This is a genomic window from Klebsiella michiganensis (assembly GCF_015139575.1).
GTDB lineage: Bacteria > Pseudomonadota > Gammaproteobacteria > Enterobacterales > Enterobacteriaceae > Klebsiella > Klebsiella michiganensis.
This window is the reverse complement of the sequence record NZ_AP022547.1, coordinates 1,849,230-1,867,667: the sequence shown is the minus strand read 5'-3', so window position 1 is coordinate 1,867,667 and position 18,438 is coordinate 1,849,230. Positions and strand designations below refer to the sequence as shown.

Sequence of the window (18,438 nt, the reverse complement as noted above, 5' to 3'; positions counted from 1 at the left end):
CATGACAGATCTTCCCTCCAGCGTGCGCTGGCAGCTGTGGATAGTGGCCTTCGGCTTTTTTATGCAGGCGCTGGATACCACTATCGTTAACACCGCCCTCCCCTCCATGGCGCAGAGCCTCGGGGAGAGCCCGCTGCATATGCATATGGTTATTGTCTCCTATGTGCTGACGGTGGCGGTGATGCTGCCCGCCAGCGGCTGGCTGGCGGATCGGGTCGGGGTGCGGAATATCTTTTTTAGCGCCATCGTGCTGTTTACCGCCGGCTCCCTGTTCTGCGCGCAGGCCGCCACGCTCGATCAGCTGATACTCGCCCGCGTGCTGCAGGGCGTCGGCGGCGCGATGATGGTGCCGGTTGGCCGCCTGACGGTGATGAAAATCGTCCCGCGCAGTCAATATATGGCGGCGATGACCTTCGTCACCCTGCCCGGCCAGGTGGGTCCGCTGCTCGGCCCGGCGCTCGGCGGGATGCTGGTGGAGTACGCCTCCTGGCACTGGATCTTCCTGATCAACATTCCGGTCGGCATCGTCGGCGCCATCGCCACGCTGTGCCTGATGCCCAACTACACCCTGCAAACCCGGCGCTTTGATATCTTCGGCTTTATTCTGCTGGCCGCCGGTATGGCGACGCTGACCCTGGCGCTCGACGGTAAAAAAGGGCTCGGGCTCTCCCCCCTGTGGCTGACGGCGCTGGTGGCCATCGGCGCGGCGTCAATGCTGTGCTATCTGTGGCACGCGCGCGGCAACCGCAACGCGCTGTTTAGCCTGAAGCTGTTTACCAACCGCACCTTTTCTCTTGGCCTTGGCGGCAGCTTCGCCGGGCGTATCGGCAGCGGCATGCTGCCGTTTATGACGCCGGTGTTTTTACAGATCGGCCTCGGCTTTACGCCGTTCCACGCCGGGCTGATGATGATCCCGATGGTGCTCGGCAGCATGGGGATGAAGCGCATTGTGGTCCAGGTGGTCAACCGCTTCGGCTATCGCCGGGTACTGGTGACCTCGACGATTGGCCTCGCGCTGGTCAGCCTGCTGTTTATGGCCGTTGCGCTCGCCGGCTGGTACTGGCTGCTGCCGGTGGTGCTGTTCCTGCAGGGGATGATTAACTCCAGCCGCTTTTCTTCAATGAATACGCTGACCCTGAAAGACCTGCCCGACGATCTGGCCAGCAGCGGCAACAGCTTGCTGTCGATGGTCATGCAGCTGTCGATGAGTATCGGCGTCACTATCGCCGGGATGCTGCTCGGTCTCTACGGCCAGCAGCATATCAGCGCCGATGCGGCGATCGCTCATCAGGTCTTTCTCTATACCTACTTAAGCATGGCGGTGATTATCGCGCTGCCGGCGCTGCTTTTTTCCCGCGTACCGGATGACACCACGACCAATACCGTGATTCGTCGCCGTAAAAGGAGTGAGTCTTGAAGTTCTGGCGTCCCGGCATTACCGGCAAGCTGTTTATCGCGATCCTCGCCACCTGCATCGTGCTGCTGATCAGTATGCACTGGGCGGTGCGTATCAGCTTTGAACGCGGCTTTATTGACTATATCAAGCGCGGCAACGAACAGCGCCTGACCATGCTCGGCGATGCCCTGAGCGAGCAGTATGCCCAGCACGGCAGCTGGACGTTCCTGCGCAACAACGACCGCTTTATTTTCCAGCTGCTGAAAACCTTTGAGCGCGACAACGATGACCGCTCGCCGCCGGGCCGCGGTATGGGCCACGGTCCGATGGATGAGCCGCACGGTGGCCCCGGCCCGGAAGAGATGCCGCCGGACGCCGCGCCGGACCGGCCGCTCGACGGTCCACGCGGCGATCGTGGCGACCGCGGTCCCGGCCCCGATATGCCTCCGCACGGCTGGCGCACCATGTTCTGGGTGGTCGATCAAAAAGGACGCGTACTGGTGGGCCCGCGCGAACGCGTGCCGAAGGACGGTACCCGGCGCAGTATTATGGTCGACGGCGTTGAGGTTGGCGCGGTCATCGCCTCGCCGGTTGAACGCCTGACGCGCAACACCGATATCAACTTTGACCGCCAGCAGAAACGTACCAGCTGGCTGATTGTCGCCCTCGCCACGCTGCTGGCGGCGCTGGCCACCTTCCCGCTGGCGCGCGGCCTGCTCGCGCCGGTTAAACGCCTGGTTGAGGGGACCCACCGTCTGGCGGCCGGAGATTTCTCCACCCGCGTCGCCGCCACCAGCAGCGATGAGCTGGGGCGTCTGGCCAAAGATTTTAACCAGCTGGCCAGCACTCTGGAACGCAACCAGCAGATGCGCCGGGACCTGATGGCCGATATTTCCCACGAGCTGCGCACGCCGCTGGCGGTGCTGCGCGGCGAGCTGGAGGCGATTCAGGATGGGATCCGCAAATTTACCCCGGACTCCATCGCCTCCCTGCAGGCGGAAGTCGCCACCCTCACCAAACTGGTCGATGACTTACACCAGCTGTCGATGTCCGATGAAGGCGCCCTCTCCTACCAGAAAACCTCGGTGGATATCATCAATCTGCTGGAGGTCGCCGCCGGCGCGTTTCGCGAGCGCTTCGCCAGCCGCGGGCTGTCGATCGGCGTTTCGCTGCCGGAAAGCGCGACGATTTTCGGCGACCGGGATCGCCTGATGCAGCTGTTTAATAACCTGCTGGAAAACAGCCTGCGCTATACCGATAGCGGCGGCGGCCTGCAGATTAGCGCCAGCCAGAGCGGGGATATGCTGGTTCTCGATTTTGCCGATAGCGCCCCCGGCGTCACCGATGAACAGCTGGAGCGGTTGGTTGAGCGTTTTTATCGTACTGAGGGGTCGCGCAATCGTGCCAGCGGCGGCTCTGGTTTAGGGCTGGCGATTTGCCTTAACATTGTCGCGGCCCACGGTGGCACTTTGCGTGCCGGCCATTCGCCTTTGGGCGGGGTTAGCATTAAAGTAGAACTACCTCTGGAACGTAATTTATCGAGAGACGTATGACTGAATTACCTGTTGATGAAAACACGCCACGCATTCTTATCGTGGAAGATGAGCCCAAGCTGGGTCAGCTGCTGATCGATTACCTTCAGGCGGCGGGCTATGCGCCGACGCTGATTAATCACGGCGATCGGGTTCTCCCGTACGTTCGCCAGACGCCGCCGCATCTGATCCTGCTGGATCTGATGCTGCCCGGCACCGACGGTCTGACCCTGTGTCGGGAAATCCGCCGTTTCTCTGAGGTACCGGTGGTGATGGTCACCGCCAAAATCGAGGAGATCGACCGCCTGCTGGGGTTAGAAATCGGCGCCGATGACTATATCTGTAAGCCCTACAGCCCGCGTGAGGTGGTGGCCCGCGTGAAGACCATTCTTCGCCGCTGCAAACCGCAGCGCGATCTGCAGGCGCTGGATGCGGAAAGCCCGCTGATTGTCGACGAAGGTCGTTTTCAGGCTTCCTGGCGCGACAAGCTGCTGGACCTCACGCCCGCCGAGTTCCGCCTGCTGAAAACCCTCTCCCAGGAACCGGGTAAAGTCTTCTCGCGCGAACAACTGCTGAATCATCTATACGATGATTACCGCGTGGTGACCGACCGAACGATCGATAGCCATATCAAAAACCTGCGGCGTAAGCTGGAGTCGCTGGACGCCGAGCAGTCGTTTATCCGCGCCGTTTACGGCGTAGGGTACCGCTGGGAAGCCGACGCCTGCCGGCTGGCATAATTAGCCCCTGCCCGACTTTTCCCCGGCTCGCGCTGCGCTTAGCCGGGCTACTGGCTCACCGCCGTCTGCGGGCCGGGTCGCCCGGGCAGGCGCGTCAAGCGCCGCCTCCGGGGAAAAAGCAGCGGCTGAAACCGGCAGATAGCGGCCGCTTGATGCCTACCCGGAACTGATTTGCCGTCCGCTTATCGCCAAAGATACCCGACTGATATTTACTCCCCTCCCCGACGGCGCTACAATGCCCGCCCTTAATGTGGGGGCACTCCCCAACTCGCCGTACCGGGTGCGGCGAATCTGACCTGTCATCAGAACGAGAAAATCATGTTTAAACCGGAACTCCTTTCCCCGGCGGGAACGCTGAAAAATATGCGTTACGCTTTCGCTTATGGCGCAGATGCCGTTTACGCGGGCCAACCGCGCTACTCCCTGCGCGTGCGTAATAACGAATTCAATCACGAAAATCTGCAGCTCGGCATCAACGAAGCCCACGCGCTGGGTAAAAAATTCTATGTGGTGGTCAACATTGCCCCGCATAACGCCAAGCTAAAAACGTTTATTCGCGATCTGAAGCCGGTGGTGGAAATGGGGCCGGACGCGCTGATCATGTCCGACCCGGGGTTGATCATGCTGGTGCGCGAAAATTTCCCGCATATGGATATTCACCTGTCGGTACAGGCCAACGCCGTCAACTGGGCGACGGTCAAGTTCTGGCAGCAAATGGGACTCACCCGCGTTATTCTCTCCCGCGAGCTGTCGCTGGATGAAATCGCCGAAATTCGCAGCCAGGTGCCGGAAATGGAGATCGAAATTTTCGTCCACGGCGCGCTGTGCATGGCCTACTCCGGCCGCTGCCTGCTCTCTGGCTATATCAACAAACGCGACCCAAACCAGGGGACCTGCACCAACGCCTGCCGCTGGGAGTATAACGTGCAGGAAGGTAAAGAAGACGACGTCGGTAATATCGTGCATAAGCACGAACCGATCCCGGTGCAGAACGTCGAGCCGACGCTGGGCATCGGCGCGCCGACTGACCAGGTGTTTATGATTGAAGAGGCCAAACGTCCGGGCGAATACATGACCGCTTTCGAAGACGAACACGGCACCTACATCATGAACTCGAAAGATCTGCGCGCGATTGCCCACGTTGAGCGCCTGACCCAGATGGGCGTCCACTCGCTGAAAATCGAAGGCCGCACCAAATCACATTACTATTGCGCCCGTACCGCTCAGGTCTACCGCAAGGCCATTGACGATGCTGCCGCTGGCAAACCGTTCGACACCTCCCTGCTGGATACCCTGGAAAACCTCGCGCACCGTGGCTATACCGAAGGCTTCCTGCGTCGCCATACGCACGACGACTACCAGAACTACGAGCACGGCTACTCCGTTTCCGAACGCCAGCAGTTTGTCGGCGAATTTACCGGCGAGCGCAACGGCCAGCTGGCGGCGGTGGCGGTGAAAAACAAATTTTCCGTCGGCGACAGCCTTGAGCTGATGACCCCGCAGGGCAACGTTAACTTTACCCTCGAGCATATGGAAAACGGCAAAGGCGAACGCATGCCGGTGGCGCCGGGCGATGGCCACACAGTATGGTTGCCTGTTCCGGAAGATATGGCGCTGCAGTATGCGCTGCTGATGCGTAATTTTACTGGTCAGACGACCAGAAACCCGCACAGTAACTAGTTAATTTGGGTTATTTTTTCACGATGTAAAGATATTAGAAACGGATCACATACCGGTTCGTTCAAAGCAGATATCATCCATTTCGCTGAAAAACATAACCCATAAATGCTAGCTGTACCAGGAACCACCTCCTTAGCCTGCGTAATCTCCCTTACGCGGGCTTATTTTTTTATCTCTCTCCCGGCCTTCCCTTTCCGCATGCGGTACACTTTATGCATCATTGAGCAACAAAGGTCCCCTGATAATGTCCACGTTTCCAGCCAGCTTACTGATTCTGAATGGTAAAGGCGCCAATGAACCGTCCCTGCGAGAGGCGGTTAAACTGTTACGCGACGAAGGTATCGATATTCACGTCCGCGTCACCTGGGAAAAGGGCGATGCCGTTCGGTTTATCGATGAAGCCCTGACGCTGAATGTCGAAACGGTGATTGCCGGCGGCGGCGATGGCACCATCAATGAGGTGGCGACGGCGCTGGTGGAGCGCGAAGGCAATCTGGCGCTGGGGATTTTACCGCTGGGCACGGCGAACGACTTCGCCACCAGCGTAGGCATCCCCCAGGATCTGGCTAGCGCCCTGAAGCTGGCCATCGTTGGCCGCGATGTGGCGATAGATGTTGCACGGGTTAACGATAAGACCGGTTTTATTAATATGGCCACCGGCGGTTTCGGCACCCGAATCACGACCGAAACCCCGGAGAAGCTCAAGGCCGCGCTGGGCGGCGTCTCTTATTTAATCCACGGCCTGATGCGCATGGATACGCTTAAGCCGGACCGCTGCGAAATCCGCGGCGAGAACTTTCACTGGCATGGCGACGCGCTGGTCATCGGCATCGGCAACGGGCGCCAGGCCGGCGGCGGCCAGCAGCTGTGCCCGGAAGCGTTAATCAACGACGGCCTGCTGCATCTGCGCATTTTCACCGGCGAAGAGCTAATCCCCGCATTGTTCAGCACCCTGGCCAATCCGGAAACCTCGCCGAATATTATCGACGGCGTCTCATCGTGGTTCGAGATCACCGCACCCCACGAGATGACGTTTAATCTCGATGGTGAACCGCTAACCGGCAAAACCTTCCGTATGGAGCTGTTACCGGCCGCGCTTCGCTGCCGACTGCCGCCGGACTGCCCGCTGCTACGTTAATCAGGTTTCGCAAAGCAAAGACGGCGCCCGGCTGGTATACAGCAGCCGGGTACGTTCGTTGAGCCGCTGGATGTTAAGGTAAAACGGCACCTGCGGCTGGAGGAAAAACGCTGGCAGGATACGCTTTACATGCTCTTCCTGCTCGGTCTCGCCGATGCTGGCTGAGACGGTTTCCGAACGCAGGAAGTAGTGCTGGCCGTCGCGGGTAAAGCTAAACCAGATGTTCTGATTAATGGTAAACGCAGCGCCCTGCGGCGGCGTAATTTCCCCCCGGACCATCGCCAGCCCGCGGCTGCTATCAAATACGTAGCGTAAGGAAATATCGCCCTGGTAGCCTGCGTTAATTAGCCGCATCTCGCCGCTGCACTGGAAATGATTGCGCTGCCAGTATTGCCAGGATTTTATCATTATTCCGCTAAGCACCCCGATAAATACGATAGCGATTAACCATTTAATTTCACGCGGGCGCATTGGCTACCTCCTTAATGTAATATTTGGTGAGGCATTGATTATCACGCCATTGACTAAATGGCTGACGGCAGCGAATCACCGACACCCGCGCTTGCCCGGGATAAAGCGTCAAATAAATCCACGAGTATTCTTCACATTCAAATTTGCTGCGCTTGATAAAATTGACATGACGAACGTGATCAACCACATCATTATTGGCAAAGAAATGACATTGTTGCGAAAGTTTAGCAATTATGGGCGAATAAGTTTGCAAATAAGAGTCGAATTCTGTTTGCCACGCAACAAAACCGCCGACCAGACAGCTCAGCAGCGCCGCAAGCCCCCATAACAGAGAGCATCGCGGCCTTAACCGCTTTTTTTCAGGCACACTCGCAGCCGCGACCTCCTCGTGCACGGGCCCATCTACGGGCACCTGTGGCTCCGGTGCCTTCTCCATCTCGCACGGCTGAGACTCCGTCACCGATATTGTCGCATCCAGCCTGACGCCAACCCTCGGCAGCGTAATAATAATATCGCCCTCCATGCCCAGCTCTTTAAATGCCCGGCGCAGCAGAGAAATATTCTGGTAGAAACCGTTGCTGGTTACCTGGGAGCCATGCTTTATCCACACTTCCTCGAAAAAGGTTTCGCGGGCAACGGTTTTGCCATCCTGCTGAATAAGCAGCAATAAACAACGGCTGGCCGGCATATTTAATGAAACCGTTTTCGTCTCGTCAGCAATGAGTATTAGAGCACCACGTTGAGGAATAAATGTAATTATTCCATTAATCGTATATGTTTTTTCCATCCTGTTCCCTGAGAATAGTAATCAAGTGGATAAGCGACATGGGTACCCTACTCTAAATACGGTAATCCTTTATGACGCAGCTGATAACTTAAGATTATTCGCAGGCGAGTTTACTCTATTACTCAGCGGATCTGGAGGCGTAATGCGCAGTTTTTCCTTGCAATTAACAAGGTTTAAATGAATTTACAGCATGGAATATTTTGAAATTTGAAGAAAATTTGGTTATTTATTTCAAAATGAATAATAAACACAAGTTATGATTCCATATATTTTCATTCATACAACAGATACTTTCATTTTAGATCTAAACACCACTTTTACATTAATAGACGATATTTATAACTATTAATACATATCATTTCAAAGTTTTATCCAAAAACAGGGCGCATTGTCCGCGAGACAATGCGCCATATCGCTTAGTATGCCGCCACCTCGCGCGCCATTTCGCGCGTATATTGCCGGCTGGCGTTAACCAGCATCTGCGTATAGGCCGTTTGCGCCTCGCCGTTGACCAGCGCATCGACCGTCAGGGTTTCAAGGATTTTCCCGTACTGCATTACCGCCACCTTCTGGCATAAATGGGCAATGACGCCCAAATCGTGGGTCACCATCAGGTAAGTGAGTTTAGCCTCCTGCTGCAATTCTGCCAGCAGGTTGAGGATCTCGGCCTGCACCGACACATCCAGCGCCGACGTCGGCTCATCCAGCAGCAGCACCTGCGGCTCAAGGATCAGCGCTCTGGCAATCGCCACGCGCTGCCGCTGGCCACCGGAAAGCTGATGCGGATAGCGTTCGCGAAACGCACGATTGAGGCCCACTTTGTCCAGCAGCGCATGAATCCGCCGGTCGCGATCGTGAATGCGATGAATCTGCAGCGGCTCTTCAAGGATATCGCCAATGGTGTGACGGGGATGCAGCGATCCGTACGGGTCCTGAAATACCATCTGCACCTGACGGCAGCGCTCGCGGCTAATCTCATGCCCTAAGCGCTGCCCGTCTATGGTTAACTCCCCCTGCCAGTGGGTAAACAGCCCCGCCAGGCACTTCAGCACCGTGGTTTTGCCGGAGCCGGACTCCCCCACCAGACCGTAGATCTCGCCGGGCTTAACGTGGAAATTAACGTCGTACAGCACCTGGTTACGCTTCTCCCCTTCGCCAAACGCGAGGTTGAGACGTTGAACTTCAATCATCATCCACTCCTTATTCCGTTAACCAGCTGGCCTGGCGCTGCAGCACCGGCAGTATCGGGCGACGATGCTGCATATCCGGCAGCGAGTTAATCAGCCCCTGAGTATAGGGATGGCGGGCGTTATCGAGATCGCAGGCGGCAATAGACTCCACCACCCGTCCGGCGTACATCACCAGCACGCGGTCGCAAAAGCTGCGCACCAGGTTGATGTCGTGGCTAATAAAAATCAGCCCCAGCCCGCGCGACTGAACCAGATCATCCAGCAGGCCCAGTACCTGCAGGCGCACCGACACGTCCAGCGCGGAGGTCGGCTCATCGGCAATCACCAGCTCCGGGTCGGTAATCAGCATCATGGCAATCATGATGCGCTGCCCCTGTCCGCCGGATATCTCATGCGGATAAAGCTGATAAACGCGCTCCGGCTGGCGAATACGCACCACCTCCAGCATCTCCAGCGCCTTTGCCTTCGCCTCATCTTTGCGTCCCGGATGATGGGTCAGCCAGGCCTCGGCGATTTGCTTACCGACGCAGACCACCGGATTAAGCGAATATTTCGGGTCCTGCATAATCATGGAGATACGTTTGCCGCGCACGCCGCGCATCTGCGCTTCAGTAAGATGCAGCAGATCGAGGTTGGCAAACTGCATCCGGCTGGCGCTGACGCGGGCCTTTTTCGGATGCAGCTGCAGCAGGGCGCGCCCAACGGTGGATTTACCTGAACCGGACTCGCCGACAATGGCCAGCTTTTCGCGCCCCAGCTGGAAGGAGACGCCGCGCACGGCATGGGTCACCGCGCTGCCGTTAACAAAGTCGACGCACAGATCGCGCACATCGAGCAGCGGAGCATTATTCGCTGCGGGGATCGAGGATGTCACGTAGGCCATCTCCTAAGAAGTTAAACGCTAAGCTGTTGATCAGAATCGCCAGCCCCGGAATCGTAACCACCCACCAGCACTCCATCATGTAAGTGCGCCCGCTGGAGATCATCGCCCCCCACTCCGGCTCCGGCGGCTGCGCGCCGAGCCCGAGAAAGCCCAGACCGGCCGCGGTCAGAATGATCCCGGCCATATTCATGGTGATACGGATAATGACCGAGGGCAGACACAGCGGCACGATATGGCGCCAGAGGACGCGGGCCGATGATGCGCCCTGCAGACGTACGGCGGAGATAAAATCGGCCTGGCGCAGAGAGAGCGTTTCGGCGCGCGCCAGGCGGGCTATCGGCGGCCAGGCGGTGAGCGTGATGGCGATAACCACGTGCTCCAGCCCCGGACCTAAGGCGGCGACAAACGCCAGCGCCAGGACCAGACTCGGGAAGGAGATGAAAATATCGGTGACGCGCATCAGCACCATATCGACCTTACCGCCAAAATAGCCGGCGCTGACGCCGAGCAGCAGCCCGAGCGGACCGACGGTCACCGAGACCAGCAGCACGATATAGAGCGTGATGCGCGAGCCGTACACCAGGCGGCTAAAGATATCCCGGCCAAACTCATCGGTGCCGAACCAGTGCTGCGCGTTCGGCGCGACCAGCGCGCTGTTGAGGTCCTGCACCAGCGGGTTATACGGCGCAATCAGCGGCGCGAAAATCGCCACCACCAGCAGCAGAAAGATAATTCCGCCGCCGATGGCCGTTAGCGGGTTGCGCGCCATTTTGCCGATAAACCCGACGGCCCGCGCCGCCGCGCGTTGCAGCCGCTGACGGCCTTCGCCCGTGCCGCCCGAAAGCGGCGAATCCAGAGAAACGGTCATGATTTTGTCCTCGGGTCAAAGAATTGATACAGCATGTCGGAGAGCAGGTTGAGCATCACGAAGATCGCCCCCACCAGCAGCACGCAGCCCATTACCGCATTCATATCGCCCAGCAGCAGGCTACCGGTGAGGTAGGAGCCGAAACCCGGCCACGAGAAGACGGTTTCAATCAGCACCGCGCCTTCCAGCAGCGCGCCGTAGGCCAGCGCCACCACCGTCAGCAGCTGTACGAGGATATTGCGAAACGCATGGTTCCAGATGACCTGACGCTCGGTCAGCCCCTTCACCCGCGCGGTAATAATGAACTCCTGCGACAGCTGGGCCAGCATAAAGCTGCGGGTCATGCGGCTGATGTAGGCCAGCGAGTGAAAGCCCAGCAGCGAGGCGGGCAGAATCAGGTGATTAATTGCGTTCCAGAAGACCTGACCGTTGCCCGCCAGCAGCGCATCAACGGTCATCAGCCCCGTGCGGCGCGGCACCATACCGTCCAGGCCAAGGTCCACCCGTCCGGCGCCGCCCACCCAGCCGAGCCAGGCGTAGAAGACTAAAAGCCCCATCATCCCGACCCAGAAAATCGGCGTCGAGTAGCCCGCCAGGCTGATAATGCGCACCACATAATCGGAGACGCTATTGCGCCGCGCCGCCGCCAGCACGCCCAGCGGAATACCGAGGCCCGCGCCGACGAGAATCGCCATCGTCGCCAGCTCCATGGTGGCCGGGAAGACGCGGATAATGTCGTCCACCACCGGTTTCCCGGTCAGCAGCGCGTTGCCCAGATCGCCGTGCAGCAGGTTGACGAAATAGATGCCAAACTGGGTGGTCAGCGATTTATCAAACCCCAGCTGATGGTAAACCTGCTGGTAGGTACTCTGGTCAGCGTCCGGGCCAACAATCGCCAGCACCGGGTCGATGGGCATGACGCGGCCAATAGTGAAGGTCAACAACAGCAGGCCGAACAGCGTAATCACCACCTGCAGCAGCCGTTTTGATAAGCGCCGGCCGCGTGAGCCGGGCGCAAGGATTGCGATACTCATCCTTTCTCTCCTTTGCGGACTTTATCGACGTCACGCAGAAAAGTGGTGGCAGAGGGGTGCGGCTGATACTGCCGCACCTCGTTACGCACCACCACGGAATCGACCATCTGCGAAAGCGGAATGAGGGCCGGGACCAGCTGGTCGTAGCGCGTCTGGATGGCCTGGTAGTCGGCCACCTGTTTTTGCGGATCGCGTTCCAGCAGGGCGCGGTCAATCATCGCGTTGAGCTGTGGGTCGTAAAAGCCGGTGCGCCAGCCCTGGAAGTTGGTCAGGCGCGCCTCATCGCTGTTATCCGGGTTATAGACCAGCGCGCGCAGGCTGGAGTGCGGGTGCGGCTCCATTCCGCTGCCGCCGCGTCCTACCAGCAGGTCAAATTTACGCTCGCGCATCGCGCCGTAGATCTGGTTACCGGTGCCGGTGATAATTTTGGCGTTAATCCCCGCCTGCATCAGCGTCGACTGCACGGCGATAGCAATGTTCAGGAACGGCTGATCCGAGAGGACCCGCAGCGTGGTATCAAAGCCGTTGGGATAGCCTGCTTCCGCCAGCAGCTTTTTCGCCCGCGCCACGTCCAGCTTATAGCCCGGGTCGGGCAGCGTTGACGGCATGCCCGCCTTAGTCGGCCGCTGGTGCAGCACCCCGTAGCCCGGCATCAGCGCTTTATTGATGCCCTGGTAGTCAATCAGATAGCGCACCGCTTCACGCACTTTCGGATGGGCGAAGTGCGCCTCTTTCATGCTCATCGCCACGTAGTACATGGTGCCGCGCTGCACCGCGTCGACGGTCAGCTGGGGGTCGCTGCGCAGGGCGTTGATGTCGGAAACCGCCATATTGTTGGCAATATCGAGGTCGCCTTTTTCGATCATCAGGCGCAGGGTTTGCGACTCCTGGAAATGGCGCAGCACCACGCGGCTCATTTTCGCCTCGCCGCGCCAGTAGTCAGGATTGCGCTTCATGCGCAGCACATCTTTCGCCTGCCAGGTTTCCAGCGTGAACGGCCCGGAGCCGGCTTCATGGGTGGTCAGCCAGCGGTTACCCCAGTCGTTATCCTGCTGGTGGCTTTGCACCGTTTTGCTGTCGAGCACCCCGAGGTTGCCCAGCGCCGCCAGCGAGTAAATCACCAGCTGCGGATCGTTATCTTTGGGTAACACGATCTGCACCGTGAAGCGGTCCGGCGCGCTGACCTGGCTGTCGATGTTTTTCTGACTGAAACCGTAGGATTTCCATACCGAGGCCTGCGCCAGGTTGAGGTGCAGGATGCGCCGCATCGACCACACCACGTCGGCGGCGGTCAGCGGATTGCCGGAGTGAAATTTCACGTCGTCGCGCAGATGAAAGGTCAGGGTTTTGCCGTCGGGGCTGATATCCCAGGATTTCGCCAGCGCGGGCTTAACGTTGGTGAGTTGCTCAGGGTCAAGCTCCACCAGCGAGTCGTAGAGGTTGACCACGATCCCCACCACTTCATTACCGGTCATCGCCGCCGGGTCCAGGGTGAGCAGGTTATTCATATTCATACCGATGATGAGCTGGTCGGGCGGCGTTTTCGCCATCGCCGCCCCGCTCCCCATCGACACGGCGAGCGCGAGCAAGCACGCTGCCAGTCGGGAGGTTTTTTTCATATCTCTGTTTGCCTGTACTGTAGGGTACATGTTGCCGGATGGCGGCATTTTCGCCTTATCCGGTCTACCGGGCCGCAGACCCGATAAGCGCAGCGCCATCGGGCATTTATTTTTTTGAATCAGTCGTGGCTAACGGTATTGGCTTCGATATACGCAAAATTAATGTCTTCGCCGAGGCCCGGACGTTGTGACAAATGCACAAATCCCTGGTCATCCATGGGGTCAACAATGCTGTTGAGATAAGCCGCCGGTTCATCGTAGTCGAGGAACGGATGCAGCAGGCCGCGCTCGTACCAGCGGCAGTTGCGGATCGCCCCGACCACCGCCAGGCTTGCCGCGCCGTTGCCGTGGACTTCGCAATCCATGCCGAAGGATTCCGCCAGCGCCGCGACCTTCATGGTCGGGGTAATACCGCCCACGCCGTTAGCGCCGGCGCGCAGAATGTCGCAGGCTCCGGCTTTCACCCATTCGGCGCGCATGCGGTGCTTGCCGCCGAAGCTCTCCGGCCCGACGATGGGAATCGACAGGTTTTCCGCCAGCCACGCGTAGGAGGACATCGAATCCTCCTCCATCGGCTCTTCAAACCAGGCGAAGTTGAGTTTTTCCAGCTCTTTGCCGATCCACAGCGCCTCGGCGCGGCTGTACCAGTGATAGCCGTCAATCATCAGGTCAATATCCGGCCCCACCGCTTCGCGCACCGCCGCGCAGGCTTTAATGTCCATTTTGGGATTGGGCGCAAAAGAGATTGGCGGCATCCAGGTGTGCAGCTTGATGGCCTTGTAGCCGCGGGCGACCAGCTTTTCGGCAAAGGCGGCATACTCCTCCGGGGTCGACAGACCGCCCGGCAGATCGTCGCCGCACATCGTACTGCCGTAGGCCGGGACGGTGTCGCGATAGCCGCCGAGCAGCTTGTAAACCGGCATCTTGAGGCTGCGGCCTATCAGGTCCCACAGCGCCTGTTCAATAAACGACAGCGCGCGCTCGGTCAGCTGGTGAGCGCTGCCGCGCTGCCAGTGGTTAAGATCCTGCCAGATACGCTCGCGGTTAAACGGGTCCTGCCCCACCAGCACCTTGCGGAAAAAGGTATTCACCACGAACGGGCGCACCACTTCCGGAGGCGCAAACGAAAAGCCCTGCGCGCCATCATCGGCGGTGATGGTCAGCATCGCCATTTTGGCCATGCTTTCAGCCCCCGGATGGGAGTGCCCGGCGCTGTCGGAAACCCGACGCGTGGGATACTGGAAAACGGTGACATTTACAGATTCAATTTTCATGCTCGGTCCTTATCACGGCCAAATCCGATCGATAGAAGCAAATCGGCAAAGTGGTTTCACATTATTGAAAAGATGTTTCAATATCTAATCTAAGCACAATTACGCAGCAGTGCCTCGGACAAACACCGCTAAGCAAGGCAATAAATTTGGGCATTGGCACAATAAGGCGTGACTGTTTTCACAAAAGATAAGCGAAATGTGAGGCGGATCGGCATGGTGAAAAAGGGGGGCGTGAGCGCAGAAAAGAGAGTAACCGACCGTGTACATCCCGGGATTTTCTGCGCTCACGAAAGGGTGAGTTATTCGACCGCCTCCGCCTCGGCGGTAAGGGCTTCCAGCAGTTCAGGCAGCGCCCGATAGCGCCCAGCGGCGCCCTGAAAACGCGCGTGCTGGCTATCTTCGGCAATCACTATCGTGGCAATCCCCGCCGCCCGGGCGGCGCTAAAGCCGTTGAAGCTGTCTTCGATCACCAGGCACCGGCTGGCGTCGAGATTCAGCTTATCCAACGTCGTCAGATACACCGCCGGATGCGGTTTGCCCTGCGCTTCATCGTCCGCGCTACAAATCACATCAAAATAGTGCCAGAGCGAGAGCTTGTTCAGCACGGCGGTGATAACCTGCCGGGACGAGGAGGTGGCGAGGGCAATTTTATAACCGGTATGGCGAAAATAGCGTAACGCCTCATGCACGCCGCGCATCGGCTCGCCTTCGGCGGCGATCAGGCCGGTAATACGCTGCAATATCGCGGCCTCAAGCCGCTGCGGGGCAAGCTCAAGCTGGCAATAGCGGCACCAGGTGCGGGCAATATCGTCGAGGCGTTTGCCTTTGGTCAGGGTTTCGCACTCCTCGACGCTCGCCGTTGCTCCCCACTGCGCGAGGGCGTCGATTTGCGCCTGCCGCCACAGGGCTTCGGAATCAATAATTACGCCATCCATGTCAAAAATCACTGCCTGAATACTCATCATCCACCTCATTAAGGCCGGCATGCCTGGCATGCCAGCCGCATCACCTTAAGAGAACTCCACCTGCTCGCTGGCCGGCGCTTCCTTGTGGGTAAAACCCGGCTGCTCCACGCGAATAAACGCACAGAGGAAAAAAGCCGCCACGTACAGCGCGGTATAGGCGATCACCACCCCAATGGTGCTGAAGAACGGTAGCAAAATCACCGCAATGGCTGGCGCGAGAAAGTTCGACATCCCCGCCGACAGGTTATATACCGAAATGGCCGCGCCTTTGTGCTTCGGCTCCAGCGCCGGGAAAACGGCCGCCAGCGGTACGAACGCGGCGACAAAGATCCCCAGGGCGATAGCCGGAAGCAGCGCCATCGCGAAGTTATGTCCGAAGTGCTGCGGAATGTAATAAAACGCCAGGCTGGAGAGCGCCATGCCGATGCAGCCGAACCAGCGCACCACCTTCATCCAGCCCAGTTTTTCGCCCAGAATGCCCCATAGCACGTTCGAAAAAATGGTGGTGAAGAAGAAGACCGCCCACACCTGCAGCCATTCCGAGGTAGTAAAGCCCAGCTCATCGACGAACATCATCGGCATAATCACCGCAAAGCCGAACAGCGACAGGGTGTTGATAATTCTCACCATGCTCGACAGCAGAATATTGCGGTTGGTATAGAGCAGCGTCGCCGCGCGGCCCAGTTCGGCAAACTTCTCGCGGGTGGTCAGGTTCTGCATATGGTGCGGCGTTTTAATATGGCGCAGGGAAGCCAGCGCAATGATGCCGCCGGTGACGCAGAAAGCCAGCGCCAGCCACAAGGTCCCCAGCTCGCCGATATGCGGGATGGTAAAGCTCGGAATATAGCTGCCGAACACGCCGATGCCGATCGAGTAAACCGCCCAGAACCAGCCGATCGCCGAGCTGGCGTTATCGCTTTTCACGTTGTGGATAATGGCGACGATAAACGAGTAAAGGAACAGCGGATACGCGAAACCGCGGATGCCGTAGAAAACCAGGATCAGGGCATAGTTCGCGTGACCGAGGCCGAAAACGAGGAACAGCACGTGGAACACGCACCACAGCACGAAGCCAATCATCATGGTCTTCAGCGGCGTGATGATTTCCGCCACCACGCCGGAGATCCACGCCGACAGCGCGGCGGCCAGGCCGTAGAGGGTAAAGGCGAACGATGCCTGCGCCGGGGAGAACCCGAGCTCTTTGATGTAGTGCGACAGGAATGCCAGTTCAAAACCGTCGCCGGTCATAAATACGGCAATGGCGATGTATCCCCAGAGCAGGTTCAGGGGTAAACCGAGCCACTGTTTATTATTGATGGACATAATGACCTCGTTTTTAGGGTACAGGAGGCCACTCCGGTCAGTTCACCGGAGCGGTTATGGTGATAAAAATTAATGCTGCCGATAGTTCAGATCGTTTAAATACAGGGCCTTAAACTGCGCATAGCGCCGCATCAGGGTTTGATGGCGTACCGGGTCCGCGCGCCAGGTCTGCCAGATCTCCGGTTTTTCACAGACTTCGGTAATCGGTTTGCCCGCCGCCAGGCAGGCCAGCCGCGCCGCGCCCAGCGCGCCGCCGGTCTCACCGCCTTTGTGGGTCACCACCGGCATATCGAGGATATCGGCCAACAGCTGCGCCCAGAACGGGCTGCGGGCGCCGCCGCCAACCAGCGAACATTGTTCGATCTGCGTACCGCTCTCTTTCAGTACCTGCAGACCGTCGCTGATGCCGAAGCTCACCCCTTCCAGCACCGCGTAGCCGAGCTGGGCGCGCAGGCTGGAGTGGGTCATGCCCCAGAACATGCCGCGCGCGTCAGGATCGTTGTGTGGCGTACGTTCGCCGGAGAGATAGGGTAAGAAGAACGGCGCGTGGGACTTCTCCTCTTCGCTAAGTTCGGCAATCTCCTCCAGCAGCGCCACTTCCGTGGTGCCGGTCAGGCGGCAGAACCACTGCAAACAGCTGGCGGCGCTGAGCATCACGCTCATCTGATGCCACAGATTCGGCAGCACGTGACAAAACGCATGGACCGCCGACTGCGGAGCCGGACGATAGGCGTCGGTCACCACAAACAGCACCCCGGAGGTGCCAAGCGAAATGAACGCATCCCCGGGCGAAACCGCGCCGACGCCTATGGCGCTGACCGCGTTATCGCCGCCGCCTCCGGCTACCGCTACCGAGGCGTTCAGCCCCCAGCGTTCGGCCACCTGCGGGTCAAGGGTGGCGGAGACCTCGCAGCCTTCAACCAGGGTCGGCATCTGGCTGCGCGCCAGGCCGCATTTATCCAGCAGAGCGTCGGACCAGTCGCGCTTCGCCACGTCCAGCCACAGCGTCCCGGCGGCGTCGGACATATCGGAGACTTTTTTACCGGTCATCCGGTAGCGCAGATAATCCTTCGGCAGCAGCACCGTGGCGGTGCGCTGAAAGTTTTCCGGCTCATGGCGACGCACCCACAGCAGCTTCGGCGCGGTAAAGCCGGGCATCGCCAGGTTTCCCGCCACCTGATGCAGCTCCGGCGCCATCTCTTCCAGCTCCGCGCACTCCGCGGCGCAGCGGGTGTCGTTCCACAGGATTGCCGGGCGAATCACCTCCCCCTCGGCATCCAGCAGAACCGCGCCGTGCATCTGCCCGGAAAGGCCAATGGCCTTAATGGCCGGCCAGTGCTGGGCGCATTTTTCCCGCAGCGTGGTCATCAGATACTCCGTCGCCTCCCACCATGACTGCGGCGACTGTTCTGACCAGTGCGGATGGGGCCGCTGAATGCTCAGCGGCGCGCTATGGCTGGCGATAACCTCATTGTTCTCATCAATGACCAGCGCTTTGACTTCCGATGTGCCGAGATCGATACCCAGATACATAGCCA

General features: G+C 58.8%; 16 protein-coding genes. 5 read left to right on the top strand and 11 right to left on the bottom strand.

Translation table 11 applies throughout. The features are described from left to right. The first annotated feature begins 1 nt into the window (after position 1). The 5 genes from mdtD (at position 2) to yegS (ending at position 6,486) form a co-directional block, all read left to right on the top strand. On the top strand, positions 2–1,417 hold the full coding sequence (mdtD, locus tag JLG71_RS08850) for an MFS transporter (RefSeq protein WP_014230099.1): 1,416 nt from the start codon (positions 2–4) through the stop codon (positions 1,415–1,417). After that, positions 1,414–2,949 carry an envelope stress sensor histidine kinase BaeS gene (gene baeS, locus JLG71_RS08845; RefSeq protein WP_016946933.1) on the top strand — a complete coding sequence of 512 codons (1,536 nt, stop codon included), beginning with the start codon at positions 1,414–1,416 and terminating at the stop codon, positions 2,947–2,949. Before mdtD ends, baeS begins: the two co-directional genes overlap by 4 nt. Next, entirely contained in the window at positions 2,946–3,668 is a 723-nt protein-coding gene (gene baeR, locus JLG71_RS08840) for an envelope stress response regulator BaeR (protein WP_014230101.1), read from the top strand. The genes baeS and baeR overlap by 4 nt, the downstream gene beginning before the upstream one ends. Before the next feature lie 318 nt (positions 3,669–3,986). Further along, positions 3,987–5,348 carry a prephenate-dependent tRNA uridine(34) hydroxylase TrhP gene (gene trhP, locus JLG71_RS08835; protein ID WP_025107782.1) on the top strand — a complete coding sequence of 454 codons (1,362 nt, stop codon included), beginning with the start codon at positions 3,987–3,989 and terminating at the stop codon, positions 5,346–5,348. Positions 5,349–5,592: 244 nt separating this feature from the next. Next, positions 5,593–6,486 (top strand): lipid kinase YegS, encoded by an 894-nt coding sequence (yegS, locus tag JLG71_RS08830; RefSeq protein WP_047723272.1) that lies wholly within the window; start codon positions 5,593–5,595, stop codon positions 6,484–6,486. On the opposite strand, the gene JLG71_RS08825 is transcribed toward yegS, so the two are convergent. From JLG71_RS08825 to xylB, 11 genes are all read right to left on the bottom strand, one after another. Beyond that, a complete protein-coding gene (locus tag JLG71_RS08825) occupies positions 6,487–6,957 on the bottom strand; it encodes a hypothetical protein (protein WP_014230103.1) in 471 nt (156 codons plus the stop codon). It lies immediately after the preceding gene. Further along, positions 6,944–7,744, bottom strand: coding sequence for a winged helix-turn-helix domain-containing protein (locus JLG71_RS08820; protein ID WP_032719859.1), 801 nt, complete (start codon positions 7,742–7,744; stop codon positions 6,944–6,946). The genes JLG71_RS08825 and JLG71_RS08820 overlap by 14 nt, the downstream gene beginning before the upstream one ends. Positions 7,745–8,160: 416 nt before the next feature. Continuing rightward, the gene (locus tag JLG71_RS08815) at positions 8,161–8,934 is read right to left on the bottom strand and encodes an ABC transporter ATP-binding protein (protein ID WP_014230105.1); all 774 of its coding nucleotides are present in this window, start codon (positions 8,932–8,934) and stop codon (positions 8,161–8,163) included. 10 nt (positions 8,935–8,944) lie between these two features. After that, positions 8,945–9,808, bottom strand: coding sequence for an ABC transporter ATP-binding protein (locus JLG71_RS08810; RefSeq protein ID WP_032719918.1), 864 nt, complete (start codon positions 9,806–9,808; stop codon positions 8,945–8,947). Beyond that, a complete protein-coding gene (locus tag JLG71_RS08805) occupies positions 9,780–10,685 on the bottom strand; it encodes an ABC transporter permease (RefSeq protein ID WP_025107786.1) in 906 nt (301 codons plus the stop codon). Before JLG71_RS08805 ends, JLG71_RS08810 begins: the two co-directional genes overlap by 29 nt. Beyond that, on the bottom strand, positions 10,682–11,719 hold the full coding sequence (locus JLG71_RS08800) for an ABC transporter permease (RefSeq protein WP_032719862.1): 1,038 nt from the start codon (positions 11,717–11,719) through the stop codon (positions 10,682–10,684). The genes JLG71_RS08805 and JLG71_RS08800 overlap by 4 nt, the downstream gene beginning before the upstream one ends. Beyond that, positions 11,716–13,338: an ABC transporter substrate-binding protein gene (locus JLG71_RS08795; RefSeq protein WP_200914119.1), complete on the bottom strand. Its 1,623-nt coding sequence runs from the start codon at positions 13,336–13,338 to the stop codon at positions 11,716–11,718. The genes JLG71_RS08800 and JLG71_RS08795 overlap by 4 nt, the downstream gene beginning before the upstream one ends. A gap of 119 nt (positions 13,339–13,457) precedes the next feature. Then, positions 13,458–14,612 (bottom strand): mandelate racemase family protein, encoded by a 1,155-nt coding sequence (locus JLG71_RS08790; RefSeq protein WP_025107789.1) that lies wholly within the window; start codon positions 14,610–14,612, stop codon positions 13,458–13,460. Positions 14,613–14,911: 299 nt separating this feature from the next. After that, positions 14,912–15,574 carry an HAD family hydrolase gene (locus JLG71_RS08785; protein WP_049070152.1) on the bottom strand — a complete coding sequence of 221 codons (663 nt, stop codon included), beginning with the start codon at positions 15,572–15,574 and terminating at the stop codon, positions 14,912–14,914. A 48-nt stretch (positions 15,575–15,622) separates the two neighbouring features. Further along, positions 15,623–16,900, bottom strand: coding sequence for a D-arabinitol transporter (dalT, locus tag JLG71_RS08780; RefSeq protein ID WP_025107791.1), 1,278 nt, complete (start codon positions 16,898–16,900; stop codon positions 15,623–15,625). 69 nt (positions 16,901–16,969) lie between these two features. After that, positions 16,970–18,433, bottom strand: coding sequence for a xylulokinase (gene xylB, locus JLG71_RS08775; protein WP_025107792.1), 1,464 nt, complete (start codon positions 18,431–18,433; stop codon positions 16,970–16,972). Positions 18,434–18,438: the final 5 nt, after the last annotated feature.

Coding starts and splice junctions, on each gene's coding strand:
- mdtD (WP_014230099.1), top strand. CDS start 2: ATGACAGATCTTCCCTCCAGCGTGCGCTGGCAGCTGTGGATAGTGGCC.
- baeR (WP_014230101.1), top strand. CDS start 2,946: ATGACTGAATTACCTGTTGATGAAAACACGCCACGCATTCTTATCGTG.
- trhP (WP_025107782.1), top strand. CDS start 3,987: ATGTTTAAACCGGAACTCCTTTCCCCGGCGGGAACGCTGAAAAATATG.
- yegS (WP_047723272.1), top strand. CDS start 5,593: ATGTCCACGTTTCCAGCCAGCTTACTGATTCTGAATGGTAAAGGCGCC.
- JLG71_RS08825 (WP_014230103.1), bottom strand. CDS start 6,957: ATGCGCCCGCGTGAAATTAAATGGTTAATCGCTATCGTATTTATCGGG.
- JLG71_RS08820 (WP_032719859.1), bottom strand. CDS start 7,744: ATGGAAAAAACATATACGATTAATGGAATAATTACATTTATTCCTCAA.
- JLG71_RS08815 (WP_014230105.1), bottom strand. CDS start 8,934: ATGATTGAAGTTCAACGTCTCAACCTCGCGTTTGGCGAAGGGGAGAAG.
- JLG71_RS08805 (WP_025107786.1), bottom strand. CDS start 10,685: ATGACCGTTTCTCTGGATTCGCCGCTTTCGGGCGGCACGGGCGAAGGC.
- JLG71_RS08800 (WP_032719862.1), bottom strand. CDS start 11,719: ATGAGTATCGCAATCCTTGCGCCCGGCTCACGCGGCCGGCGCTTATCA.
- JLG71_RS08795 (WP_200914119.1), bottom strand. CDS start 13,338: ATGAAAAAAACCTCCCGACTGGCAGCGTGCTTGCTCGCGCTCGCCGTG.
- JLG71_RS08790 (WP_025107789.1), bottom strand. CDS start 14,612: ATGAAAATTGAATCTGTAAATGTCACCGTTTTCCAGTATCCCACGCGT.
- JLG71_RS08785 (WP_049070152.1), bottom strand. CDS start 15,574: ATGAGTATTCAGGCAGTGATTTTTGACATGGATGGCGTAATTATTGAT.
- dalT (WP_025107791.1), bottom strand. CDS start 16,900: ATGTCCATCAATAATAAACAGTGGCTCGGTTTACCCCTGAACCTGCTC.
- xylB (WP_025107792.1), bottom strand. CDS start 18,433: ATGTATCTGGGTATCGATCTCGGCACATCGGAAGTCAAAGCGCTGGTC.